The organism is Amycolatopsis sp. NPDC004378, from assembly GCF_053602455.1.
This window is the reverse complement of sequence record NZ_JBSGDR010000005.1, coordinates 177,876-201,638: the sequence shown is the minus strand read 5'-3', so window position 1 is coordinate 201,638 and position 23,763 is coordinate 177,876. Positions and strand designations below refer to the sequence as shown.

Here is a 23,763-nt window from a genome sequence, read left to right as displayed (position 1 = left end):
GAAACAGCGGGGTGGGTCAGGCGGGCGCAGTGCCGTCGACGACCTGATTGCGGCCCGCGTCCTTGGCCCGGTAGAGGGCCTTGTCCGCCGCCTGCAGCAGGCGCTCGACGGCAGTGCCGCCGTCCGGGTAGGTCGCCACGCCGATCGAGGCCGACAGGGCGCCGATGACGCGGACGCGGCTGCCGTCCTCGTACTCGACCTTCAGGCTCTCGATCGCCGCCCGGATGCGCTCGGCCACCGCGAGCACCGCCGCCGGGCCGATGTCCGGGAGCAGGACCACGAACTCCTCACCGCCGAAGCGGCCGACCGAGTCGTAGTCGCGGACCGCGTTCTTGATCGTCGTCGCGACCGCGCGCAGGACCGTGTCGCCGGCCAGGTGGCCGTGCTCGTCGTTGATCAGCTTGAAGTAGTCCAGGTCGATCATCAGCACGCCGAACGTGCTTCGCGTGCTGCGCTGGGCGCGCGCCAGTTCGCGCGACGCGAGCAGGTGCCACCCGGTCGTGTTGAACAGGCCCGTCTTCTCGTCCGTCGTCGCGGCGATCTCCAGCTGCTTGATCAGCACCGCCCGGTGCAGCACCAGCAGCGGCGGCACGATCGCGACGGCCAGCGCGGGCAGCGTCGCCAGCGTCAGCGCCGTGAGCAGGCCCAGGCACAGCGTCGCGACCTCGAGGAGGTTGTCCCCGAGGCCGCCGAAGAACGCCTTCACCGAGCGCTTCGTGATCGTCAACGCCGGGACGATCGTGATCGCCGCGACCAGGAAGTAGGTTGCCGCGGCCAGCGCGATCGCCGTGACGCCGCGCCAGCCCGACGTCAGCGCCGAGTACATGTCGGGCACGTGAAGCCTGCTCAGGACCAGCTCGGCCGAGTAGCAGGTGATGACGACCAGGGTCGCGTTCAGCGTGGTCCGGAACGGCGGGACGCGCTTGATGCGCGCCAGGCTGCGCGTCGCCAGGTGCACGTACAGGACGGCCACGAGGGCCACGACCAGCGCCGGCGGCAGGAGCAGCACGCCCGCGAACGTCCAGACCGACGTCAGGTTGATGTGCGGGGTGTCCGACACCAGCCGGCGGACGCGCTCGATCTGCCGGCCCAGCTCGGCCTGCAGCACGCCGAGGCCGGCGAGGACGCCGAAGACGGCCAGGTCCCACGCCCGGACGGGCACCGCGGCGGCCGTCCAGACGGTGGCCACGAGCGCCACGGACTCGACGAGGAAGCAGTAGAAGATCAGCGACCCGCGCTGCTGCCAGAGGGTCCAGCGAGCAGGGTTCAGCGCCCCTCGGATCCGGCCCGCGTGGCGTTCCGCCGGTCGGGCGCCGTCCATACTCAAGGCGGTGCAACTCCCCTGGGTGATCCGACGATCCGCGTCCACCCCATCACACCGGGCGGCCGCGATCGATGATTGCCACACGATCGGAGCAGCGAAGGGAGGCCGCCGCCATGCGCAACCGCGAGTCCTGACGCCTTGACGCCCGTTCCTTCGCCCGAGAGGAGCAGTGCCGTGCGCAACCGCGAGTCCTGAGCCCGTGCTGACCGGTCCCGACGCCCGGAGAGGAGAAGCCCGTGCGCAACCGCGAGTCCTGATCGCCGTGCCCGCCCCCGCGCCAGGAAGGAGTACCGCCGTGCGCAACCGCGAGTCGTGAACCCGTGCTGACCAGCCCCTGCACCCGGAAAGGAGAGCCCCGTGCGCAACCGCGAGTCCTGACCACGTCCGGCACCAGTCCGTCCCAGCACGAGAGGGGAACGTCACCATGCGCAACCGTGAGTCGTGAACGTCCGCCGGAGGAGTTCCGGCCACTCCGAACGCGGGTCCGGGTGGGGCCGCTCAGGCGGTCGCGCCGCCGTCGACGACCAGGTCGTGCCCCACGGTGAAGGCGGCTTCGTCCGAAGCCAGCCACAGCACCGCGGCGGCCACCTCGGCGGTGGCCCCCACCCGGCCCAGCGGGATCGCGTCCTTCAGCCGCGCGGCGCGGTCCGCGGCCGTCTCACCGGGCCGCAGCGACATCTCCGTGTCGGTCGCGCCCGGGCTGACCGCGTTGATGCGGACGCCGTCGGCGATGTGGTCGCGCGCCGCCGTGCGCGTCAGCACGCTGACCGCGGCCTTCGACGCCGCGTAGGCCGCCATGTTCGGCAGGCGGCCGTGCGCGCCGATGTTCGACGCCATGTTGACGATCGCGCCGCCGCCGTGCGCCCGCATGTGCGCGACCTCGTGCTTCAGGCACAGCCACGTCCCGGTGACGTTCGTGTCGAGCACCGCGCCGAAGTCGTCTTCGTCGAGGTCCGCGAGCGGGGCGGGCGACCCGAGGATGCCCGCGTTGTTGAACGCGACGTCCAGCCCGCCGTGCCGCGAGACGACCGTCTCGACCATCCGCGCGACGTCCGCGGAGTCGGTGACGTCCACAGTGACCGCGCTCGCGTCCCCGCCGATCTCCTGCACCGCCGACGCCAGCCGCTGCTCGTCCCGGCCCGCGACGACAACCGTCGCGCCCTCGGCCGCGAACGCCCGCGCCGCCGCCTTCCCGATGCCCGAGCCGCCGCCCGTCACCAGGACGACCTTGCCCGTGAACCGTGCCCCCATTGCCCGCCTTCTTTCTGGTCCGATCAGTCTTGAATAAGTCGCATTGCTTGCGAGATGGCGGCGTCCAGCCGGTTCGCCGCGTCCGCGCTCTTGCCCAGGACGCGCAGTCCTTGCAGCACGGTGAGCAGGAACCGCGCGAGCATCGCCGGGTCGCTGCCGCCGGGAAGTTCGCCTTGGGATCGAGCGCGTTCCAGCGTCATGGTGAGGGCGACCTCGAGGGTGTCCCAGCTGCGTTCCACCAGCCGTGCGACGTCGGGGTCGTGGGGGAGCAGTTCGATCGCCGCGTTGACGACGAAACAGCCCATCCTCGTCTCGTCGCCGAGGATTTCCGCCCGGTAGCCGTCGAAAAGCCGGCGCACCGCGGCCACGCCGGACCCCGGCTCGGACAGCTGGGCCAGCACTCGCGCGTCGGTCCGCTCGGCGTAGCGCTTCAACGCCGTCAGGTAGAAGTCGTGCTTCGTGCCGAACGTGGCGTACAAGCTGGCCTTGGCGACGCCGAGGTGCGTGACGAGGTCGTTGACCGACGTCGCCTCGTAGCCCTGACGCCGGAAGAGCGTGAGCGCGGCGTCGCAGGCTTCGCCGACGTCGAACTCCTTGACCCGGGACATGATCGAAACCCTAGCCCTATCGAGAACGATCGGTCAAATATCCGGATGGCGGTGTGTCGTCTCCGGTGCCGGCGGGTGCGGTGGCACTATGGCTGCTCTGACGGGCCCGAGGGGGTGAGTGATGCAGGACCTGACGCTGCCGCCGACGGTCGTCGCCACCCACCTGCGGTCCTGCGCCGAGGAGCTCGCCGCGGGCCTGCGCTGCGGCGGCCCGGGCGCCACGACCGCCGAGCTCATCGACGTCATCGCGGACCTGGTCGCCGGCCAGGAGGCCATCTCCCACGCGCTGGCCGGCCTCGCCGCCCGCGTCGAAGGCGGCTCGAACGCGCTCGTCGCGGCCCCGCCGCTGGACGTCGAGGTCGTCACCGAGGTGCTCCGCGCGGCGGCCATCGCGGCCCGCTGTTCGGCCGAGGCGCTCGACGAGGTCACGCCGTCGTTCGAATGTGTGAGCGAATCCGTCGCACCTGACACCCGTTTGTAGCTGTTTTCGCGCGAGGGCGGCTGACTAGCCTGGGAGCTGCGGAGGTGGCTCGCATGCGCGCGGTGTGGACGGGCACGATCGGGTTCGGCAGCTACGCCATTCCGGTGAAGGCGTACGGCGCGACCGAGGACCGCGAGATCCCGCTGCACCAGGTCCACGAGGCCGACGGCGGGCGCGTGCGGGTGAAGCGGGTGTGCGAGGTCGACGGCGCCGAGGTGCCGCCCGAGGAGATGGTCCGCGGCTACCCCGTCCCCGGTGGCGACGTCGTGCTGCTGTCGGACCACGAGCTCGCGTCGCTCCCGATGCCCGGCCGCACGATCGCCATCCGCGGCTTCGCGCCGCTCGCCGAGGTCGACCCGATCTGGTTCGCGAAGAGCTACTACCTCGAGCCGGAGCCGGCGGGCACCAAGCCGTACGTGCTGTTCAGCGAGGCCTTGCAGCAGTCCGGGCGGATCGCGCTCGTGACGGTCGCGCTGCGGCGGCGCGAGACGCTCGGCGCGCTGCGGGTGCGCGACCAGGTGATCGTCCTCGAGACGATGCTGTGGCCGGCCGAGGTCCGCACGCCCGACTTCCCGTTCCAGCACGCCGACGTCGACATCCGGCCCGGCGAGCTGCGGCGCGCGGTGAACCTCGTCGAGGAGCTGACCGGCGAGTTCGACCCGGGCCGCTACCCCGACCGTTACCGCGAGGCGTTCCAGGCGCTGGTGCAGGCGAAGATCGACGGATCCGAAGTCGTCCAGCCGACGGCCGCCGAGCAGGCCGAGGGCGTCACGCGGCTGCTGGCGGCGCTGCAGGAGACCGCGGCCGAAGCGGAGGACGCGCGCAACGCGGCCGTCGCGAAGGCCAAAGCCGCAGCATCGAGGGCCGCGAAGGCGCGTACGACGGCGACGCGAGCTGCGTCGCGAGGGCGCGCGAAGACGTCTTGAGTATTACTACCCACGGGTAATTGAGGGTTCTCCCACTGCTGGCCGGGTGCCTCCGGGCGGCAGACTTCGTCCTGCCGGCGGATACCGGATCGCCGGCAGAGGGGGGAAGTCCGGACGGCCCCTGGGGAGGTGAGCCGTCCGGGCGGCCAGGGTTCCGGGGCGGGCCGACAGGAGGAGCGGCCCGTTCCGGGACCCGTGCCGCACCACGGGGAGGTGGTGCGAACAGGGGGGTGTCGTGAAGGTCGCCGCGGAGGGATCGAGGGGTCTCCGCGGCGGCTTTCAGGCGTCCGCGACGCGGAGCATCAGCTCCGACGCCAGGCTCAGCAGCTGCCGCTCGGTCGGCGACAGCGTCGACTCGATCGCGCCGGCCAGCCAGCGCTCCCGCCGGATGCTGTACTCGCGCAGCACGTCCAGCCCGGCCGGGGTGATGCTGACCAGCGACCGGCGCCCGTCCGCCGGATCGGGCGAACGCGTGACGAGCTCGCGTTCGGTCACCCACGCGAGGATCCGGGTCAGCGACTGCGGCTGCAGCCGCTCGGCCTCGGCCAGCTCCGTCGGCGTGTGCGTGCCCGCCCGGTAGAGCCGGCTCAGCACCGCGAGCACCGCAGGGCCCGGCCCGTTCGGGTCCCGTTCCGCCCGCATCCGCCAGTTCAGCCGCCCGACGCCCTCGCGCACCCGGCGGGCCAGGTCGGCCAGCTCGGGGTCCGCGCTGACCGGGGGAGCGACGTCGGGTTCGGGGTGCATGGCCCCCAGATTAGGCGGTTCCCCGGACCAGCCGGGCATAACGCCCGTCGCGCGCCAGCAGCTCCTCGTGCGTCCCGCGCTCGACGATCCGGCCCTCGTGCAGCACCACGATCTGGTCGGCGTGCTCCACAGTGGACAGCCGGTGCGCGATCGTCAGCGTCGTGCGGCCCGCGGCCAGCCGGTCGAGCTCGGCCTGCACCGAGCGTTCGGTGCGGGTGTCGAGCGCGCTGGTCGCCTCGTCGAGGATGAGCACCGGCGGGTTGCGCAGCAGGATCCGCGCGATCGCCATCCGCTGTTTCTCGCCGCCGGAGAACCGGTAGCCACGCTGGCCGACGACAGTGTCGTACCCCTCGGGCAGCCCGGCCAGGGTGTCGTGGATGTGCGCGGCCTTCGCGGCGGCCTCGATCTCCTCGTCGGTCGCGTCCGGCTTCGCGAAGCGCAGGTTCTCCCGCACGGTGTCGTGGAACAGGTACGTCTCCTGCGACACCATCCCGACGCCCGCGGCCAGCGACGCCAGGGTGACGTCCCGGACGTCGGTGCCGTCGATCTCCACGGACCCGCCGCTCACCTCGTACAGCCGCGCGACCAGGTACGCGAGCGTCGTCTTGCCCGAGCCGGTCGAGCCGACCAGCGCCGTCGTCGTCCCGGCGGGGACGTCGAGGTCGATGTCCGTGAGCGTCAGCGGCCCGTCTTCGTCGTAGCGGAAGGAGACGCCGCGCATCGAGACGTCGCCGCGGCGCACGTCGAGCGTGCCCGCGCCCGGCTTGTCGGTGATCTCCACCGTCAGGTCCAGCACTTCGAAGATCCGCCCGAACAGCGCCTTCGACGTCGCCACGTTCTGCCCGATCGTCTGCATCGCGCTGGCCGGCGCGACCAGCCGGTTGAGCATGCTGGTGAACGCCACCACGGTGCCGAGCGAGATCGGCGACGCGCCGCCCGCGATCGCCAGCCCGGCGATCCAGTAGACCAGCGCGGGGATCACGGTCAGGCTCATCGCCCGCGACGCGATCTGCCAGCGTCCCGCCAGCGCGGCGGCGCGTTCCAGCGAAGCGATCTCCCGCGACTCTTCGCCGAAGCGCTCGCGCATCGCCCGCTCGTTGCCCATCGTCTTGGCGAGCAGCACACCGGTGACGGACAGGGACTCCTCGACCATCGTCGTCAGCCGGGCCATCCGCCGGGTCCGGCCGCGGGCCAGGTTCCGCCGCTTCTTGCCCAGGCGCAGGGTGAACAGCAGGAACAGCGGCACCACGATCAGCGACAGCGCCGCGAGCTGCCAGTCGAGCAGGATCAGGGCGACCGTGATCGCGGTCGTCGTCGTCAGGTTCTGCACCACCGACCCGGCCGTGGTGGTGATGACGTTGTCGACGCCGCCGATGTCGTTGAACACGCGCGAGAGCACTTCGCCGCTCTTCGTGCGGGTGAAGAAGCCGAGCGACATCCGCTGCAGGTGCCCGTAGACCGACACGCGCAGCTCGTTCATCACGCGCTGCCCGATCGTGTTGGACAGCCCGGTGGTGGCGACGCCCAGCGAGGCGCTGCCGACCGCGCAGGCGATCATCCCCCCGGCCAGGAAGCTGAGGAGCAGCGTGTCGCGGTGCGGGAGGGCGTCGTCGAGGATCTCGCGCAGCAGGAACGGCGAGGTCACGCCGAGCCCGGCCTGCACCACGATCAGCGCGAACAGCGCGGCGAGGGCCCCGCGGTGCGGGCGGAACAGGCCGGCGATCCGCCGCAGGGGGACCGGTTCGTCGGCGTCGGCGGCCGGTTCGGCGAGCGAAGGCCGGGGTCTGGTCGCGGAAGTCATACACGTATGTTTACCGAATCATCGACGACTATCCAGTCATTTTCCCGAAGCTGCCATGGAGGTAGTACGCACGTACGTACTACCTGTGCGTGCGATCTTCGCGTACCCGTGAGGCGGGGGAGCCGGAGCGACTACCCTCGGAAGGGCCGGCCTCGTCCGGCGCGCCACTCTCGACCCAGCTGGAGCGTGCACACCCGTGTTCGACACCCTCTCCGATCGGCTCACCGCCGCCCTGCAGACGCTCACGCGCAAGGGCAAGCTGTCCGACGCCGACATCGACGCCACCGCGCGCGAGATCCGCATCGCGCTGCTGGAGGCCGACGTCGCCCTCGGCGTGGTCAAGACCTTCATCGCGAGGATCAAGGAGCGGGCGAAGGGCGCCGAGGTCTCCCAGGCGCTGAACCCCGCCCAGCAGGTCGTCAAGATCGTCAACGAGGAGCTCGTCGGGATCCTCGGCGGCGAGACGCGCCGGCTGAACCTGGCGAAGAACCCGCCGACCGTGATCATGCTCGCGGGCCTGCAGGGTGCCGGTAAGACGACCCTCGCCGGCAAGCTCGCGATGTGGCTGAAGAAGCAGGGCCACGCGCCGATGCTGGTCGCCTGCGACCTCCAGCGCCCGAACGCCGTCACGCAGCTGCAGGTCGTCGGCGAGCGTGCCGGCGTCGTCACCTTCGCGCCCGAGCCGGGCAACGGCGTCGGCGACCCGGTCGACGTCGCCCGCCGCGCCATCGAAGAGGCCAAGCACGCGCAGCACGACGTCGTCGTGGTCGACACCGCCGGTCGCCTGGGTGTCGACGAAGAGCTGATGAAGCAGGCCGCGGACATCCGGGACGCGGTCAGCCCGGACGAGGTCCTGTTCGTCGTCGACGCGATGATCGGTCAGGACGCCGTCACCACGGCGGAGGCGTTCCGCGACGGCGTCGGCTTCACCGGTGTCGTGCTCACGAAGCTCGACGGCGACGCCCGCGGTGGTGCCGCGCTGTCCGTCCGCGAGGTCACCGGCCAGCCGATCCTCTTCGCGTCCAACGGTGAGAAGCTCGAGGACTTCGACACCTTCCACCCGGACCGGATGGCTTCGCGCATCCTCGGCATGGGTGACGTGCTGACCCTGATCGAGCAGGCCGAGCAGGCCTTCGACCAGCAGCAGGCCGAGAAGGCCGCGGAGAAGCTGTCGAGCGGCCAGCTCACCCTGGAGGACTTCCTCGAGCAGATGCTCGCGGTCCGCAAGATGGGCCCGATCGGCAACCTGCTCGGCATGCTGCCGGGCGCGGGCCAGATGAAGGACCAGCTCGCCCAGGTCGACGACAAGCACCTGGACAAGCTGCAGGCGATCATCCGCGGCATGACGCCGGCCGAGCGCGACAACCCGAAGATGATCAACGGGTCGCGCCGGCTGCGCATCGCCAACGGTTCCGGCGTCACCGTCCGCGAGGTCAACGACCTGGTCAACCGGTTCTTCGAGGCCCGCAAGATGATGGCCCAGATGGCCGGGCGGTTCGGCTTCGGCGGCGGGGGCGGCAGCTCCAAGCGCAAGGGCAAGAAGGGCAAGAAGGGCGGGCGCGGCCCGACCCAGCCGAAGATGCGCGGCGGGCTGCCCGGTGGCATGCCGATGCTGCCCCCGGGCGGGATGGGCGGCGGCATGCCGGACCTCTCCCAGCTGGGCGGCATGAACGACGTCCCGGGCTTCGACCCGTCGAAGTTCAAGCTGCCGAAGAACCCGAAGGACAATTGAGCACCGCGCTCCACGCCGCCGGGGTGGTGCTGCCCGGCGGCGAGTCCCGCGAGCTGTGGATCACCGGCGGCCGGATCTCGTTCGAGCCGGTGCCGGACGCCGAGACGCTCGGGCGTGACGTCTTCCTCGTGCCCGGCCTGGTCGACGCGCACTGCCACCCCGGCATCGGCGTCGGCGGGCCCGTGTCGCTGGAGGAGGCGGCTTCGCAAGCCGCGGCCGATCGCGACGCGGGCACGCTGCTCATCCGCGACTGCGGCCTGCCGATCGACGTCCGGCCGTTGCAGGCGCGGGCCGACCTGCCGACGATCATCCGCGCCGGGCAGCACCTCGCCCTGGCCAAGCGGTACATCCCCGGGCTCGGCATCGAGCTGGAGGACCCGTCGCAGCTGCCGGACGCCGTCGCCGAGCAGGCCCGCGACGGCGACGGCTGGGTCAAGCTCGTCGGCGACTGGATCGACCGCGGCGCCGGCGACCTCGCGCCGCTGTGGCCCGACGACGTCCTGGCCGAAGCCGTCAAGGTCGCGCACGACCACGGCGCCCGCGTCACCGCGCACGTGTTCGGCGAAGCCGCGCTGCCCGGGCTCATCGCGTCCGGCATCGACTGCCTCGAGCACGGCACCGGCCTGAGCGCGGACCAGCTCGCCGAGCTGGCGCGCAACGACGTCGCGCTGGTGCCGACCCTGATCAACATCGAGAACTTCCCCGGCATCGCGGACAAGGCGGGCAAGTACCCGGCGTACGCGGCGCACATGCGCGCGCTGCACGCCGGCGTCGGCGAGATGGTCGCGACGGCCATCGAAGCGGGCGTACGCGTCTTCGCGGGCAGTGACGCCGGAGGCATGGTCGAGCACGGCCGGCTCGTCGACGAGATCGAAGCCCTGCACCGCGCCGGCATGACGCGCGAGGCGGCGCTTGCGAGCGCGTCGTGGGCCGCCCGCGACTGGCTCGGCCACCCCGGCATCGCCGACGGCGCGCCCGCGGACCTGCTCGTCCACGCGAGCGACCCGCGCGAAGACCTGGGCGTCCTGCGGCATCCCGAGCACATCGTGCTGGGCGGCGCCGTCTACGCGTGACCCCGCCGATTTCCTTGCGGGGTCGGCACTTTAGCGTTGGGGCCGTGACGGACGACGACGGCGCGCGGCGCGTGCTCGGAGCGCACTGGTGTTTCGTCGCGTTCTTCGCGGGGATCGCGGGCTACTACCTCATCAACCTGATCATCGCCGCCGCCGTCAACCGCAACGTCGGCGAATTCGACCCCCTCGAACTCCACGACATCGGCCCGCTGCTGCTCCTGGCGTTCGTCCCCAACCTGCTGCTCGGCCTCGGCCCGGCGGCCGGCTCGTGGCTCTGGGGCCACGGGCTGCGCGCGGACTTCGGGCTCAAACCGACCTGGCGCGACGTCCGGATCGGTCTCGCCTGCGGCGCGCTCGCCCTGGTCGTCGGGTACGGGCTCAACCTGGTGCTGATCGCCGTCTACGGCGCCGACGACGTCTCCGACAGCCCGCTCTCCGACCTCGCCGACACCTTCGACGGCGACACCGTCTGGCTGGTGCTCGCCGCGGTGATCGTCATCGCCGGCGCGCCGATCACGGAGGAGCTGCTGGTCCGCGGCACGCTGTGGAACGCGCTGTCGTTCCACCGCATCCCGCCGTGGGTCGTGCTCATCCTGACGTCGCTGGTGTTCGCGCAGCTGCACGGCGAGCCGACGCGGACGATCGCGTTGTTCGGCCAGGGCATCGCGATCGGGCTGGCCCGGCACCTGTCCGGGCGGGTGAGCGCCGGGGTGATCGCCCACGCGGCCAACAACCTGCCGCCGGCGGTCCTCCTGTTCGTCGCCCACTGAGCGTTACGAAGATCGATGGACAGTAGCCGTGCGGATACTGTGCGATCACTTTCCGGCGGCTAGGCTCGGAACCTGGAGCCGAGCGACCGCGGAGGGCAAGGCGTGACCACTTCCCAGCCCCGGGACCCGGCTTCCGACGCGCCTCCGGAGCCGGAGGAGCCCGCCGCGACGGCCTTCCTCCCGCCGGTGCGGCGCCACCGGTGGGGCTTCGGGGCCTTCCTGCTCGTCGAAGCCGTGCTGCTGGCTTCGGCGGCGTTCGTGTCGGTGCTGGTCGGCGACACCGGCCCCGGCCCGTTGCCGATGCGGGTCGTGCTGCTCGGCACCATGCTCCCGACGATGATCGCGGCCGGTGTCGCCGTGCTGATCACCTGCGTACGCGGCAACGGCCCGGTCGTCGACCTGCGGCTCCAGTGGCGCTGGGCCGACGTCCGCACCGGGTTCCGCTACGGCTGCATCGGGCTCGTCTTCACGACCATCGCCGCCTACCTGTGGACGCGGCTGGTCGGCAACGCCAACGCGACGTCCGCGATCAGCTCCCTGGTCGAAGACCGGAAGATGTCCCTCTCGGCGGCCGTCGTGATGTTCGTCTACCTGTGGCTGCTCGGCCCGATCTGCGAGGAGATCATCTACCGCGGCCTGCTCTGGGGCGCCGTCGAGCAACTGCAGTGGCGCAGCGAACGCTGGGGGCGCGTCGCGGCGTTCCTCCTGTCCACAGCGGTCTTCGCGGCGAGCCACCTCGAGCCCCTGCGGACGACGTTGCTGCTGGTCATCGCGGTGCCGATCGGCCTGGCCCGGCTGGTCACCGGGCGGCTGCCGGGCAGTATCGTGGCGCACCAGGTGAACAACTTCCTCCCGGCGCTGACCATCCTGCTCGGGGCGCTCGGGGTGGCCTCTTTCTGAGTGCGCGAGTGTCATCTGGCAGAATGGTTCACTGCCTGCTTCCGCCGGACCCTCTCACCGCGCGAAAGCTCCTGACCTTCGGGTGCCCGCGTCCGTGTCCCCACTCGGCTCGCGTGCGCCCACCCCAGCACCAGAGAGACTCGAGGAGAACCCACACCCGTGGCCGTCAAGATCAAGCTGCAGCGCCTCGGCAAGATCCGTGCGCCGTACTACCGCATCATCGTCGCCGACGCGCGCACCCGCCGGGACGGCAAGGCCATCGAGACGATCGGCAAGTACCACCCGAAGGAAGAGCCGAGCCTGATCGAGGTCGTCTCCGAGCGCGCCCAGTACTGGTTGGGTGTCGGCGCGCAGCCGACCGAGCCGGTCCAGCGCCTGCTGGAGATCACCGGTGACTGGCAGAAGTTCAAGGGCCTGCCGGGCGCCGAGGGCACCCTGAAGGTGGCCGAGCCGAAGCCGTCGAAGCAGGACCTGTTCAACGCGGCGCTGGCCGCGGCCGGCGAGGAGCCCTCCACCGAGGCCACCACGCCGAAGAAGAAGTCCGCCCCGAAGAAGGCCGAGGCCGAGAAGGCCGAAGCCGCCGAGGGTGAGAAGGCCGAGTGAGCTTTCTGGCTGACTCCCTCGAGCACCTGGTGCGCGGGATCGTCGACAACCCGGACGAGGTCCGGGTCGAGCTGCTGACCACGCGCCGTGGCCGCACGCTCGAGGTGCACGTGCACCCCGACGACCTCGGCAAGGTGATCGGCCGGGGTGGTCGCACGGCGACCGCCCTGCGCACCGTCATGGGCGGCATCGGTGGCCGCGGCGTCCGCGTGGACGTCGTCGACACCGATCGCTGAGCCCCTTTCGGAACACGGTCAGGATGGACGTCGTAGTCGGCCGCATCGCCAAGGCGCACGGCATCCGCGGAGAACTCGCGGTGGACGTGCGCACGGACTCGCCGGAAGAGCGGTTCAAGGTCGGTGCGGCCGTGACGACGAAGCTGCGTGACGGCAGCACCAGGGAACTCACCATCGCAGCCGCCCGCGAACACAGCGGGCGGCTGCTGGTGCGTTTCGAGGAGGTGCTGACCCGCGACGTCGCCGAGACGCTGCGAGGGGCGCTCCTCCTCGCCGACACGGACACGCTGCCGCCGACGGGCGACCCCGAGGAGTTCTACGACCACGAGCTGGCCGGCCTGCGCGCCGAGCTGCTCGACGGCGCGGTCGTGGGCAAGGTCGTCGAGGTCGTCCACTCGCCCGCGGGCGAGTTGCTGGAGCTGGACGTCGACGGGCGCGCCGTGCTGGTGCCGTTCGTCCGCGCGATCGTCCCCACGGTGGACGTCGCGGGCGGGCGGGTCGTGCTCGACCCGCCGGAAGGCCTGCTCGACGCATGAGGCGCTGGACAGCCGTTCTCGCGGCCCTGCTGATCGCCCTGACCTTCGCGCCCGCCGCCCGGGCGGCGAGCCCGACCTACGGCGACTTCTCGATGATGTTCCAGCGCAGCGCGGGCCAGTACGCGCCGCCGGGGGAGAAGGCGTTCCAGTGGGCGTGGTCGCCGCAGTCGGCCACGGAGTCGCAGATCTCCTGGGGCGACCCGGCCGCGTGGCCGCCGTCGTACGCGGAACATTTCCTTCGATCGGGTGATTGGGTGCTGCTCGACGGCTGGGGCGGCAACGGCACGTACTACACCCAGCGCGTGACCGCCGAGTCGTTCTGCCGGGCAGGCGTCTGCACGCCGATCGCCTCCGACGGCGGGCGCCAGCACTACGTGCGCTGGACCGTGCCCTCGACCGGTTACCGGCTGGTGGCGGAGGGGACCGTCACCGAGCAGAGCAGCGGTAAGTCGTTCCGGTTCAAGCACGAACAGACCTGGGGCGCGCCCGCGCCGTGCAGCTCGGCCCGCTTCGGCGCGCGGACCTGCGTCACGCAGAGCGAATCCTGGTCCGACAACAAGGACCTGGCCGCCGGCTCGCCCGTCCGCGAGACGCTGCGCCGGGACATCAAGATCGCCCAGGGCCTGGGCATGGCCTTCCTGATCGACCAGCAGGTGCCGTCGCCCTGGCACGCCGAGGCCACCGAATACTGGAAGTGGTGACCGGGTGCGCATCGACGTCGTCACGATCTTCCCCGAGTACCTCGACCCCCTGCGCGCGGCGCTGCTGGGCCGGGCGATCGACCGCGGCCTGATCGAGGTCGGCGTGCACGACCTGCGCGACTGGACGCACGACGTGCACCGCGCGGTCGACGACGCGCCGTACGGCGGCGGGCCCGGCATGGTGATGAAGCCGCAGATCTGGGGCCCGGCCCTGGACGACGTCTGCGGCGACGGGACGCGCCTGGTCGTCCCGACGCCGGCCGGCAAGCCGTTCACCCAGGAGCTGGCGCACGAATACGCAGCGGAGAAGCACCTGGTCTTCGCCTGCGGCCGCTACGAAGGCATCGACCAGCGGGTCGTCGACGACGCCGCGCGCCGGATGCCGGTCGACGAGGTGTCGATCGGCGACTACGTGCTGGTCGGCGGCGAGGCGGCGGTGCTGGTCATCGTCGAGGCCGTCGTCCGGCTGCTGCCCGGCGTGCTCGGCAACGCGCGCTCGGCCGCCGAGGACTCCTTCTCCGACGGCCTGCTCGAAGGGCCCAGCTACACGCGCCCCGAGGTCTGGCGGGACCTGGCGGTCCCCGACGTCCTGCGGTCCGGCAACCACGCCCTGATCGACCGCTGGCGGCGTGACCAGGCCCTGGAGCGGACCGCCCGGCGCCGCCCCGATCTCCTCGCGGCGCTGCCGGAAGGTAGTCTCGACAAGCACGACCGCGGGGTCCTGGAGGGCTTGGATCCCGAACAGGCTTAGCCCGGTTACCCGACGCGTGGCAGGGTCTGTAATACTTGACAGGTTGGCGTGAGTGGACCTCGTCGTTCACGAGCCCGCCATCAGCCCCCTGGGTCGCCCGCAGCGGCACCGTTGCGCGCCCGGGGACGTGTACGCAAGCCATACGAAGACGAGGACGGACCACCGATGAACACCCTGGACGCGCTGGACAAGCAGTCGCTGCGTTCCGACATCCCGGACTTCCGCCCGGGCGACACGCTCAAGGTGAGTGTCCGCGTCATCGAGGGCAACCGCGAGCGCAACCAGGTCTTCCAGGGCGTGGTCATCCGCCGTCAGGGCGGTGGCATCCGGGAGACCTTCACCGTCCGCAAGGTTTCGTTCGGCGTCGGCGTCGAGCGCACCTTCCCGGTGCACTCGCCGAACATCGCCTCGATCGAGGTCTTCAAGCGCGGTGACGTCCGCCGGGCGAAGCTGTACTACCTGCGCGACCTCCGCGGCAAGGCCGCCAAGATCAAGGAGCGGCGTGAGAACCGCGAGACGGCCTCGGCTAACTGAGTCACCACTCGGTTACCGGTAGCCTGACGACGTGGCCGAACCCGTGTCCCAGAACGCTCCCGAGGATGACCCCGATCGCTCCGAAGAGGACAAGCCCAGGCTGTCCCGATCCGAAGAGCGCGGGGGATCCCGTCGGCGGCGAGCCAAGCCCGCCAAGAAACGGTCGTTCTGGAAGGAACTGCCGATCCTGCTCGTGATCGCCCTGGTGCTCACGATCTTGATCCAGACATTCCTCGCGAAGGTCTTCATGATCCCCTCGGGGTCCATGGAGGCGACGCTGCACGGGTGTCCCGGCTGCACCGGCGACCGGATCCTGGTCGACCGGGTCACCTACGACTTCACCGAGCCCTCGCCGGGCGACGTGATCGTGTTCAAGGGCCCGCAGGCGTGGATCAACAACGAGATCGCGCCCCAGGAGTCGAGCAACATCATCGTGCAGGGCCTGCGCGGGCTCGGCTCGCTGGTCGGGTTCGCCCCGCCGGACGAGCGCGACTTCGTCAAGCGCGTGATCGCGGTCGGCGGCCAGACCGTCCAGTGCTGCGACCCGCAGGGCCGCATGATCGTGGACGGCAAGGCGCTCGACGAGCCCTACATCTACTGGGAAAACCCGTCCAACCAGGAGCAGAAGACCTTCGATCCGGTCAAGGTCCCGGCCGGCACGGTCTGGGTGCAGGGCGACAACCGGAACAACTCGGACGACTCCCGGTTCCAGGGCGGCGGCGGCGTGAACGGCGCTGTTCCCGTGGACAACATCATCGGCAAGGCGCGGATCATCGTCCTGCCGCCGAGCCGGTGGGGCGGGATCACCGACCACAACCCGCAGGCGTCGGCCCAGCCGGTGGCGCTCGGTGCGCCGGCCTGGCAGAGCGGCATCCCGCTCGGGGCCGGGATCGCGGCGGCGTGGCCGGCGTTGTTCTTCGGGCGCAAGCTCAAGTCCGGACTGCTCCGGGCGGCCGGGCGGAAACGCTAGCCAGCCCGGTCCGTGTCGGCAGACGGGTGATCCAGCTTTGACTCTTCCCGGTCCCCTCACCGCGGCCGAGCCGATCCGGCCGCCGCGGGCCGTGGTGCGCGGCGACCTCTTCTGGGGTCTGCAGGGCGCGCTCGACCGCCGTGGCCTCGGCCCGGTCGCCGGTGTGGACGAAGCCGGCGCCGGGGCGTGCGCGGGGCCGCTGGTGGTAGCGGCCTGCGTGCTCAAGCAGGGCGACGCGAAGCTCACCGAGCTGACGGACTCCAAGCTGATGACGGCCAAGGCGCGCGACCGCGTCTACGACCTGGTGCTCAAGCGGGCGGTCGACTATTCGGTGATCGTCATCCCGACCGCCGAAGTCGACCTCTACGGCATCCGGGTGATGAACCTGGAGGGCATGCGGCGCGCCGCGGCGGCGCTGCGCGTGCACCCGGGCTACATCCTCACCGACGGGTTCCGCGTCCCGGGCCTGACGGCCCCGAACGCGGCGGTGATCAAGGGCGACCGTTCGGTGGCGTGCATCGCGGCCGCGTCGGTGCTGGCGAAGGTGACGCGCGACCGCATCATGGCGGGCCACCACGACGACCTCCCGCACTACGGTTTCGACGTGCACAAGGGGTACAGCACGACGGACCATCTCGCGGCGCTTCGCGAACACGGCCCCAGCGACGTCCACCGCTGGTCGTACACGAACGTCGCCACGGTGGCCATCAAGCGTGGCCTGCGGCCCTCGCGGCCGGTCCTGCTGACCTACGCGGCGCTGGAGAAGGCGATGGAGCCCGGGGCGTCCGCGGGGCTGGCGGCGGTCCTCGACGAGGCACTCGAGCCACAACTCAGCCTGCCGCTGGCTGCCCCGGGCGCGGCTGTGGGTCACAATGAACGCTCCGCCGGCGGAGCAGCGGCACGATCCCGAGGAGGGGCGCGGATTTCATGAGCGCAGAGGATCTCGAGAAGTACGAGACCGAGATGGAGCTCTCGCTGTACCGCGAGTACCGCGACATCGTCGGACAGTTCTCGTACGTGGTGGAGACCGAGCGGCGGTTCTACCTGGCGAACGCGGTCGACGTCCAGGTCCGAGACGGCGGCGGCGAGGTGTACTTCGAGGTCCGCATGTCCGACGCGTGGGTCTGGGACATGTACCGCCCGGCCCGGTTCGTCAAGCACGTCCGGGTCATCACGTTCAAGGACGTGAACGTCGAGGAGCTCGACAAGCCGGACCTCCGGCTCCCCGAGGACGGCCCGTTCTCGGGCTGACCCCGGTCCTGTTCCCAGCCGCGCCGGCTCGTCTTCCCGACGGGCCGGCGCGGCTCGTTTTTGCGTGATCTTTTGGCGCCGTAGCACAACACCCCGACAGTTCTGCTCGTTCCGCCGCGATCCGTGGACGGGTTGTCCACATACCCCCGGTTGTCCACAGACGGCCGATTCCGCTCTGGTTTCGCCGCCCCGCCCGCTGGCATCGTCGAACGCACACGCACTGTGATCACCGGGATCGCCCCGGTGACCGACGAGGGGGCGAACACGATGACGGGCACCGACGAGCTCGCAAGACACCGCCGCGACCTGGGCGCGTGGGGCGAAGACCTCGCCGCCCGCCACCTGCAGGAGCGCGGCCTCGTCCTGCTCGGCCGCAACTGGCGCTGCCGCGAAGGCGAGATCGACCTGATCCTGACGGACCGGACCCGAGTGGTCTTCTGCGAGGTGAAAACCCGCACGAGCACGGAGTACGGCCTCCCGTCGGAGACGGTCTCGGAGGAGAAGGCAGGCCGAGTCCGCCAGGCGGCCCAACGCTGGTTACGAGAGTTCCGCATCGGCTGGTGCCCAGTCCGCTACGACGTGGTGACGATCCTCGCCGAGCCGGGAACAACCCCCCGAGTCCAGCACATCGAGGCGGCGTTCTGATGCCCATCGCGAAGGCGTGGAGTGTTGCCTTGCTCGGCATCGACGGCCGGGTGATCGAGATCGAGGCCGACCTCGGCGGCGGGCTGAGCCGCGTCACGCTCGTCGGACTCCCCGACGCCGGGTTACGCGAGGCCAAGGACCGAGTCCGCTCGGCCGTCCGCAACTCCGGCCAGCCCTGGCCGGACGGAAAGGTGACGCTCGGCCTGTCCCCGGCGAACCTGCCGAAGGTCGGCTCGGCGTACGACCTCGGCATCGCGGCGGCCGTCCTGGCGGCCACGGGCTCGGTCCCGGCAACGCGGCTGCTCGGCACGGTGCTGCTGGGCGAGCTCGCGCTCGACGGCCGCGTCCGCCCGGTCCGCGGCGTCCTCCCCGGCCTGCTGGCGGCTCGGGCGGCCGGTTACGAACGAGCCGTGGTCCCGGCGGACTCGCTGGTTGAGGCGGCGCTGGTGGACGGCATCGACGTCGCGGGCGCGGCCCACCTCCGCGACCTGGTGGCGTGGCTGAAGAACGAAGGCGGTCTCGTGTCTCCGGAGCCGCCGGAGCCCGCGAAACCGCCGTCGGTCCCGGACCTCGCCGACGTGGTCGGCCAACCGGAAGCGCGCTGGGCCCTGGAAGTCGCGGCCGCCGGAGGCCACCACCTGCTGCTCACAGGACCGCCCGGAGTCGGCAAGACGATGCTGGCGCGCCGGCTGCCCGGCCTCCTGCCACGCCTGTCGCCCGAAGAATCCCTTGAGGTGACGGCGGTCCACTCGGTCGACGGCTCGCTGTCGAAGTCGTCCCCGCTGGTGACGGTCCCGCCGTTCGTGGCCCCGCACCACTCGATCACGGTGGCGGCCCTGATCGGCGGCGGCAGCGGCCTGGCCACCCCGGGCGCGATCAGCCGGGCCCACCGCGGGGTCCTGTTCTTGGACGAGGTCTGCGAGTTCGGCGCCCAGCGCCTGGAGTCGCTGCGCACGGTGGTGGAGGAAGGCGAGGTCCGCATCGCGCGGGTCAAGGGCGCGGTCACGTACCCGGCGCGCTTCCAGCTGGTCCTGGCGACGAACCCGTGCGCGTGCGCACCCCCAAAGGAAGCCGATTGCGTGTGCTCCCCGACGGCCCGCCGCCGCTACCTCAGCAGGCTGTCGGGCCCGTTGCTGGACCGCGTGGACCTGCGCGTCCGCCTCCGCCCCTTGAGCGCGATCAACGCGCACGACACGGGCGCGGGGGAGTCCTCAGCGTCGGTCCGCGAGCGGGTCTTACGGGCCCGCGACCGGGCGGCCCACCGCTGGCAGACCCACGGCTGGCGCTCCAACTCGGAAGTCCCAGGCCCGGCATTGAGACGCGAGTTCGCCCTGCGCCCGGAAGCAACGGCCCTCCTGGACCGAGCAATGGACCGCGGTGCCCTGAGCGGCCGAGGAGCCGACAGGTGCTTGCGCATCGCCTGGACCCTGGCCGACCTGGACGACGAGGACCAACCAGGCCCAGACCAGGTCGCCACGGCCCTGGACTTCCGCGAACGAGTAGCGGCATGACCCCCGACAAGCTGGGCCCGGCCGTTCCTCGCCAGCCCTTCCCGAGAGACGACGGCATGTACCCGAACCTTCACCAAGCCTGCGCCTCCCGGCACCGTGAGAGCGTCTGCGTCAGCCCGGACGGGTCACGCCGAACCCACGTCTCTCTGCGCGCGACGAAGCCAAGAGAGTCGCGCCAGATCAGCACCTTTCTGCATGGGCATCGTCTGCGAGGTGGCCGCGCGAAGCTGGGTGAGTCGCGTATGGCCCGAGCCGTCCTGCGTCGGCTCCTTCCGCGCGGCGGCTGCGTGAATTTGAGGGACTCGCGCGAGGCGCACCGGCTCCCTCCGAGAGGCGGCGCAAGCCTGGAAGAGCTGCGCGGAGCACGGGCCGACCACCTTCGAACCATGCCGAAAGCGGTGGCGCCATGACCCCCGACAAGCTGCACCGAGCCCGCGCCTACCTCCTCCGCGTGGCCGAACCCCCGGCCCCGGCCTTGGTCGCCTTCGTGGCCGAACACGGTCCCATCGATGCGGCCGCCCGGGTGCGGTGCGGTGACTGCCCGCCCGAGGTGCTGAAAGCGACCGAAGCCCGCCGTGAGTACGACCTCGTGGAGCAGGACTTCGCGCGCGCCGCCGCGGTTGGTGCTCGGCTGGTCGTGCCCGAGGACGACGAGTGGCCCGGCTGGCCGTTGCTCGCGCTCGAGCAGGCGGCCCGGCGTGGGGTGGCCGAAGCCGTGCCGCCGCTGGCTTTGTGGGTTGCCGGCGATGTCGCGCTCGGCGCCGCCGCCGATCGGGCCGTGGCCGTGGTGGGGGCTCGTGCGGCGACCAGTTACGGCGAGCACCACGCCGCCGAGCTGGCGTACGGGCTGGCCAGCCGGCGCGTCCCGGTGTTCTCGGGCGCGGCCTACGGCATCGACGGTGCCGCGCACCGCGGCGCGCTCGCCGCCGGCGGGGTCACCGGTGCCGTGCTCGGGTGCGCCGTCGACGCGGGCTACCCAGCCGGCCACGTCGGGCTGCTGAACCGGATCGTCCGCAACGGCGGCGTCGTGGTCAGCGAGTACCCGCCCGGCACCCCGCCGGCCCGGCACCGGTTCCTCGTCCGCAACCGGCTCATCGCCGCCCTCACCGAGGGCACCGTGGTGGTCGAAGCCGGCCGGCGCAGCGGCGCGCGCAACACGGCGAGCACCGCCGGTGCCCTCGGCAAGGTCGTCATGGCGCTGCCGGGGCCCGTCTCGTCGGGGATGTCCGTCGGCTGCCACGAGCTGATCCGCGACGCGCGCGCGACGCTCGTCTCGACCGTCGACGAGGTCCTCGAGACCGTGGGCCGCTTCGGCATCGCCGAGGACCAGGCCGCCCGGCCGAGGCGGCCCACCGACCGGCTGGGGCCCGATGCGCTCCGTGCGTACGAGGCCTTGGTCGCGCGCGCCGACCGGTCCGATGCCGAGATCGCGGTCGAATCCGGGCTGCCGCTGGGAAAGGTGCGGGCGCTGCTGCCGGCACTGGAGATCGACGGATTCGCCGTCCGCGGGGACGGCGGTTGGCGACGACGGAGGGAAAGCGCGTGAGGACCACGAATTCCGCCCGAAAACGTCGAATCCGTTCGGCCGGTCCGGTGGGCCCGCGTGGCGATCCTTGACCGGCGGCGGTTGTTCGCGCAGCGTGACACCATGCCGCCACCACGCTCCGGCCGGGGAGGCCGTCCGGACCTGCGCGCGCTCCGGGCCGCGCTGCCCGAGCCGGTCCAGGCCGTCGTCACCGGCTACGAACGGCACCTCCGGCTCGAACGCGGGCTGTCCGAGCACACCGTCCGGGCCTACATCGGCGACGCCGTGTCGCTCTTGGGGTTCCTCGTGGACGGCGGGGGCACGCTCGCCGAGCTCGACCTCGCGCGGCTGCGGGCGTGGCTCGCCGCCCAGCAGACCGGCGGGGCGAGCCGGACGACGCTCGCGCGGCGGGCCGCGTCGGCCCGGACGTTCACGGCCTGGGCGCACCGCTCCGGCGTCCTCACCACCGACCCGGGCGGGCGGCTCGCCGCCCCGCGGGCGCACCGGACCCTGCCCGGGGTGCTGCGCGCCGGGCAGGCGGGGGAGGTCATGCAGGCGTCGGCGGCCGGCGCGGCCGAGCGTGATCCGGTGGCGCTGCGTGATCGTGCGATCGTCGAGCTGCTCTACGCGACCGGCATCCGCGTGTCCGAGTTGTGCGGGCTGGACGTCGGTGGCGCCGATTTCTCCCGTCGTGTCGTGACGGTCCTGGGTAAGGGCGGCAAGGAGCGCGTGGTGCCGTTCGGGGTCCCGGCGGCCGGCGCGCTGCACGACTGGATCGACGAGGGGCGGCCGAAGATCTTGGCCGAAACCGCCGGTGGCGGCGTCGAGCCCGCGCTTTTCCTCGGCGTCCGGGGCAAACGCGTCGACCCGCGCGCGGTCCGGCGTGTCGTGCACGACGCGGTCTCCGCGGTGCCCGGAGCGCTCGACATGGGGCCTCATGGCCTGCGGCATTCGGCCGCGACGCATCTGCTGGAGGGGGGTGCCGATCTCAGGAGCGTTCAGGAACTGCTTGGTCACGCTACGCTTGCCACGACGCAGCTCTACACTCATGTGACCGTCGACCGGTTGAAAGCGATCCATGACCGAGCGCATCCCAGGGCCTGAGGCGGCCCGGGGAGTCTCGCCGGGGTCGTGGCCAGCGGGCCCGGCGGCGCACGCGCATCCGCACGAGCACGGAGACGATACTGAGCCGCATGCCGAGAACGACTGTGCAATGACCGCAGGACCGCACGTGACCGAAGCCGCCGGAGTGACCACTCACGGTGAGGCCGCCGTGCCCGCGGAATCGCGCGCCGGCTACGACGTCGACGCCGGGATCGCGGCGCTGTGGCGGCAGTTCGCCGACAGCCCCGACCAGGCGTCACGCGATCGGCTCGTGCTGCACTACGCCCCGCTGGTCAAGTACGTCGCGGGCCGGGTCGGCACCGGTCTGCCCACCCACGTCGACGTGGGGGACCTCGTGCAGTCCGGCATCTTCGGGCTCGTCGACGCGATCGAGAAGTTCGACCCCGAGCGCGGCCTGCGCTTCGAGACGTACGCGATGCAGCGCATCCGCGGCGCGATCCTCGACGACCTCCGCTCGCAGGACTGGGTGCCGCGCGCGGTCCGCAGCAAGGCCAAGGAGGCCGAGCGGGCGATGGAGCGCCTCGGCGCCCGCCTCAACCGCACCCCGACCGACGCGGAGCTCGCCGCCGAGCTCGGCATCGGCCTCGACGACCTGCGTGACTTCTACGGCCAGCTGCAGCTCACCAGCGTCGTCGCGCTGGAGGACCTGGTGGCCGCGGGCAAGGACAGCGGTTCGCTGGTGGACACGCTGCCCGACGACGACGCCGTCGACCCGGTCGCGGTGCTCGTCGACCAGGACAACCGCCGCCAGCTCGCGCAGGCCATCGCGCAGTTGACGGAGCGCGACAAGATCGTGGTCAGCCTCTACTACTTCGAGAGCCTGACGCTCGCCGAAATCGGCAAGGTCCTGGGCGTCACGGAGTCGCGGGTCAGCCAGCTGCACACGCGCGCGGTCATGCGGCTGCGGGCCAAGCTGGTCGAGCAGACCGGCGGCGCCTGATCAGGGGCCACCTCCCCACGGCTTGAGCCGGAACTCGCCCACCTCGCCGGTCAGGGCGAGGGGATCGACGTATTCGTCACCGCGCCGTACGCCCCAGTGCAGGCAGGCGGCGACCGCGCAGCCGGGATGCCCGGCGAGCACGCTCCCGAGCACCTGTCCCCGGTAGACCTGGTCGCCGACGGCCACCTGCGGCTCGACGGGCTCGTAGGTGGTGCGCAGGCCACCATCGTGGTCGACAGAGATGACGGGCCGCCCGGCCACGACCCCGGCGAACACGACGACCCCGGCATCGGCGGCCAGCACGTCCTGCCCGGGTACGGCGGCGAGGTCGACGCCGCGGTGCCCGGCGCCGTAGGGGGTCTCCGGGGCGTCGAAGTACTTCGTGACCACCGGTGTGGGTGACAGTGGCCAGGACAGTCGCGCCTGCTGTGTGGCGCCGCGGCCGCTCGCCGGGGAGACGCGAGGTGGCCAGGTCGGGGTGGTGCCGAGGGGCGATGTCCAGGATCCGGCGGCCCAGGGATCGGGGGACGCGAGCTCGCGGCCGGCGGTAGCCGCGCCGAAGCCGATGGCCGAGGCGATGAACGGGCTGGGCGCGGTCGGCCGGCTCGAATCCGAGCCGGGCGCCGCGGCCCAGGGCCCGACGGGCACCGGCTCGCTCGCAGGCCCGGGTGTCCACGGCGCGGCGGGCTCGCTCGCAGGCTCGGGTGGTTCGGCGGGCTTGTGGGCTGGCTCGGGTGGTTCGGCGGGCTTGTGGGCTGGCTCGGGTGGTTCGGCGGGCTTGTGGGCTGGCTCGGGTGGTTCGGCGGGCTTGTGGGCTGGCTCGTG

At 71.8% G+C, this 23,763-nt stretch carries 26 protein-coding genes; 20 read left to right on the top strand and 6 right to left on the bottom strand.

All coding sequences use genetic code 11. The annotated features are described in order from the left end of the window. Positions 1-16 precede the first annotated feature (16 nt). The 3 genes from ACWEN0_RS18540 to ACWEN0_RS18530 all read right to left on the bottom strand — a co-directional run bounded on the left by ACWEN0_RS18540 (position 17) and on the right by ACWEN0_RS18530 (position 3,183). Entirely contained in the window at positions 17-1,321 is a 1,305-nt protein-coding gene (locus ACWEN0_RS18540; protein ID WP_451974660.1) for a diguanylate cyclase, read from the bottom strand. Positions 1,322-1,822: 501 nt separating this feature from the next. Then, positions 1,823-2,575: a glucose 1-dehydrogenase gene (locus ACWEN0_RS18535; RefSeq protein ID WP_451974658.1), complete on the bottom strand. Its 753-nt coding sequence runs from the start codon at positions 2,573-2,575 to the stop codon at positions 1,823-1,825. Positions 2,576-2,598: 23 nt separating this feature from the next. After that, complete coding sequence (locus ACWEN0_RS18530; RefSeq protein ID WP_451974656.1) at positions 2,599-3,183, bottom strand: TetR/AcrR family transcriptional regulator; 585 nt, start codon at positions 3,181-3,183, stop codon at positions 2,599-2,601. A 121-nt stretch (positions 3,184-3,304) separates the two neighbouring features. Between ACWEN0_RS18530 and ACWEN0_RS18525 the strand changes: the two genes are divergently transcribed. Beyond that, positions 3,305-3,664, top strand: a complete 360-nt coding sequence (locus tag ACWEN0_RS18525) for a hypothetical protein (protein ID WP_451974654.1) — start codon at positions 3,305-3,307, stop codon at positions 3,662-3,664. A 53-nt stretch (positions 3,665-3,717) separates the two neighbouring features. Then, positions 3,718-4,590 (top strand): non-homologous end joining protein Ku, encoded by an 873-nt coding sequence (gene ku / locus ACWEN0_RS18520; RefSeq protein ID WP_451974652.1) that lies wholly within the window; start codon positions 3,718-3,720, stop codon positions 4,588-4,590. 279 nt (positions 4,591-4,869) lie between these two features. Here ku and ACWEN0_RS18515 read toward each other — a convergent pair whose 3' ends face one another. Together ACWEN0_RS18515 and ACWEN0_RS18510 are read right to left on the bottom strand one after the other, a co-directional pair. Beyond that, positions 4,870-5,334: a MarR family winged helix-turn-helix transcriptional regulator gene (locus ACWEN0_RS18515; protein ID WP_451974650.1), complete on the bottom strand. Its 465-nt coding sequence runs from the start codon at positions 5,332-5,334 to the stop codon at positions 4,870-4,872. 10 nt (positions 5,335-5,344) lie between these two features. After that, positions 5,345-7,135, bottom strand: coding sequence for an ABC transporter ATP-binding protein (locus ACWEN0_RS18510; RefSeq protein ID WP_451974648.1), 1,791 nt, complete (start codon positions 7,133-7,135; stop codon positions 5,345-5,347). Positions 7,136-7,331: 196 nt separating this feature from the next. Between ACWEN0_RS18510 and ffh the strand changes: the two genes are divergently transcribed. The 18 genes from ffh (at position 7,332) to ACWEN0_RS18420 (ending at position 22,938) form a co-directional block, all read left to right on the top strand. After that, the gene (gene ffh / locus ACWEN0_RS18505; RefSeq protein ID WP_451974646.1) at positions 7,332-8,867 is read left to right on the top strand and encodes a signal recognition particle protein; all 1,536 of its coding nucleotides are present in this window, start codon (positions 7,332-7,334) and stop codon (positions 8,865-8,867) included. Next, on the top strand, positions 8,864-9,940 hold the full coding sequence (locus ACWEN0_RS18500; RefSeq protein ID WP_451974644.1) for an amidohydrolase family protein: 1,077 nt from the start codon (positions 8,864-8,866) through the stop codon (positions 9,938-9,940). Before ffh ends, ACWEN0_RS18500 begins: the two co-directional genes overlap by 4 nt. Before the next feature lie 44 nt (positions 9,941-9,984). Continuing rightward, on the top strand, positions 9,985-10,710 hold the full coding sequence (locus ACWEN0_RS18495) for a CPBP family intramembrane glutamic endopeptidase (RefSeq protein WP_451974642.1): 726 nt from the start codon (positions 9,985-9,987) through the stop codon (positions 10,708-10,710). A gap of 102 nt (positions 10,711-10,812) precedes the next feature. Continuing rightward, on the top strand, positions 10,813-11,610 hold the full coding sequence (locus ACWEN0_RS18490) for a CPBP family intramembrane glutamic endopeptidase (protein ID WP_451974640.1): 798 nt from the start codon (positions 10,813-10,815) through the stop codon (positions 11,608-11,610). A gap of 159 nt (positions 11,611-11,769) precedes the next feature. Then, positions 11,770-12,213 carry a 30S ribosomal protein S16 gene (rpsP, locus tag ACWEN0_RS18485; RefSeq protein ID WP_086680523.1) on the top strand — a complete coding sequence of 148 codons (444 nt, stop codon included), beginning with the start codon at positions 11,770-11,772 and terminating at the stop codon, positions 12,211-12,213. Beyond that, positions 12,210-12,449, top strand: coding sequence for an RNA-binding protein (locus ACWEN0_RS18480; protein WP_003103110.1), 240 nt, complete (start codon positions 12,210-12,212; stop codon positions 12,447-12,449). The genes rpsP and ACWEN0_RS18480 overlap by 4 nt, the downstream gene beginning before the upstream one ends. A 23-nt stretch (positions 12,450-12,472) precedes the next feature. Then, on the top strand, positions 12,473-12,985 hold the full coding sequence (gene rimM / locus ACWEN0_RS18475) for a ribosome maturation factor RimM (protein ID WP_451974638.1): 513 nt from the start codon (positions 12,473-12,475) through the stop codon (positions 12,983-12,985). Next, positions 12,982-13,686, top strand: a complete 705-nt coding sequence (locus tag ACWEN0_RS18470; protein ID WP_451974636.1) for a hypothetical protein — start codon at positions 12,982-12,984, stop codon at positions 13,684-13,686. Before rimM ends, ACWEN0_RS18470 begins: the two co-directional genes overlap by 4 nt. Positions 13,687-13,690: 4 nt before the next feature. Next, positions 13,691-14,437: a tRNA (guanosine(37)-N1)-methyltransferase TrmD gene (gene trmD, locus ACWEN0_RS18465; protein ID WP_451974634.1), complete on the top strand. Its 747-nt coding sequence runs from the start codon at positions 13,691-13,693 to the stop codon at positions 14,435-14,437. Between the two features lie 165 nt (positions 14,438-14,602). Continuing rightward, positions 14,603-14,971, top strand: a complete 369-nt coding sequence (gene rplS / locus ACWEN0_RS18460; RefSeq protein WP_072480952.1) for a 50S ribosomal protein L19 — start codon at positions 14,603-14,605, stop codon at positions 14,969-14,971. 31 nt (positions 14,972-15,002) lie between these two features. Next, positions 15,003-15,941 (top strand): signal peptidase I, encoded by a 939-nt coding sequence (lepB, locus tag ACWEN0_RS18455; protein ID WP_451974632.1) that lies wholly within the window; start codon positions 15,003-15,005, stop codon positions 15,939-15,941. A 91-nt stretch (positions 15,942-16,032) separates the two neighbouring features. After that, positions 16,033-16,872: a ribonuclease HII gene (locus ACWEN0_RS18450; protein ID WP_451975183.1), complete on the top strand. Its 840-nt coding sequence runs from the start codon at positions 16,033-16,035 to the stop codon at positions 16,870-16,872. Continuing rightward, positions 16,869-17,192 (top strand): DUF2469 domain-containing protein, encoded by a 324-nt coding sequence (locus ACWEN0_RS18445; RefSeq protein WP_003096226.1) that lies wholly within the window; start codon positions 16,869-16,871, stop codon positions 17,190-17,192. The genes ACWEN0_RS18450 and ACWEN0_RS18445 overlap by 4 nt, the downstream gene beginning before the upstream one ends. A gap of 267 nt (positions 17,193-17,459) precedes the next feature. Beyond that, positions 17,460-17,837, top strand: coding sequence for a YraN family protein (locus tag ACWEN0_RS18440; RefSeq protein WP_451975181.1), 378 nt, complete (start codon positions 17,460-17,462; stop codon positions 17,835-17,837). Beyond that, on the top strand, positions 17,837-19,348 hold the full coding sequence (locus tag ACWEN0_RS18435; protein WP_451974630.1) for a YifB family Mg chelatase-like AAA ATPase: 1,512 nt from the start codon (positions 17,837-17,839) through the stop codon (positions 19,346-19,348). Before ACWEN0_RS18440 ends, ACWEN0_RS18435 begins: the two co-directional genes overlap by 1 nt. Positions 19,349-19,754: 406 nt before the next feature. Further along, positions 19,755-20,894: a DNA-processing protein DprA gene (gene dprA / locus ACWEN0_RS18430; RefSeq protein WP_451974628.1), complete on the top strand. Its 1,140-nt coding sequence runs from the start codon at positions 19,755-19,757 to the stop codon at positions 20,892-20,894. 102 nt (positions 20,895-20,996) lie between these two features. Then, entirely contained in the window at positions 20,997-21,977 is a 981-nt protein-coding gene (locus ACWEN0_RS18425) for a tyrosine recombinase XerC (RefSeq protein ID WP_451975179.1), read from the top strand. Positions 21,978-22,086: 109 nt separating this feature from the next. Beyond that, positions 22,087-22,938: a FliA/WhiG family RNA polymerase sigma factor gene (locus tag ACWEN0_RS18420; RefSeq protein ID WP_451974626.1), complete on the top strand. Its 852-nt coding sequence runs from the start codon at positions 22,087-22,089 to the stop codon at positions 22,936-22,938. Here ACWEN0_RS18420 and ACWEN0_RS18415 read toward each other — a convergent pair whose 3' ends face one another. Continuing rightward, positions 22,939-23,505 carry a M23 family metallopeptidase gene (locus tag ACWEN0_RS18415; RefSeq protein ID WP_451975177.1) on the bottom strand — a complete coding sequence of 189 codons (567 nt, stop codon included), beginning with the start codon at positions 23,503-23,505 and terminating at the stop codon, positions 22,939-22,941. Positions 23,506-23,763: the final 258 nt, after the last annotated feature.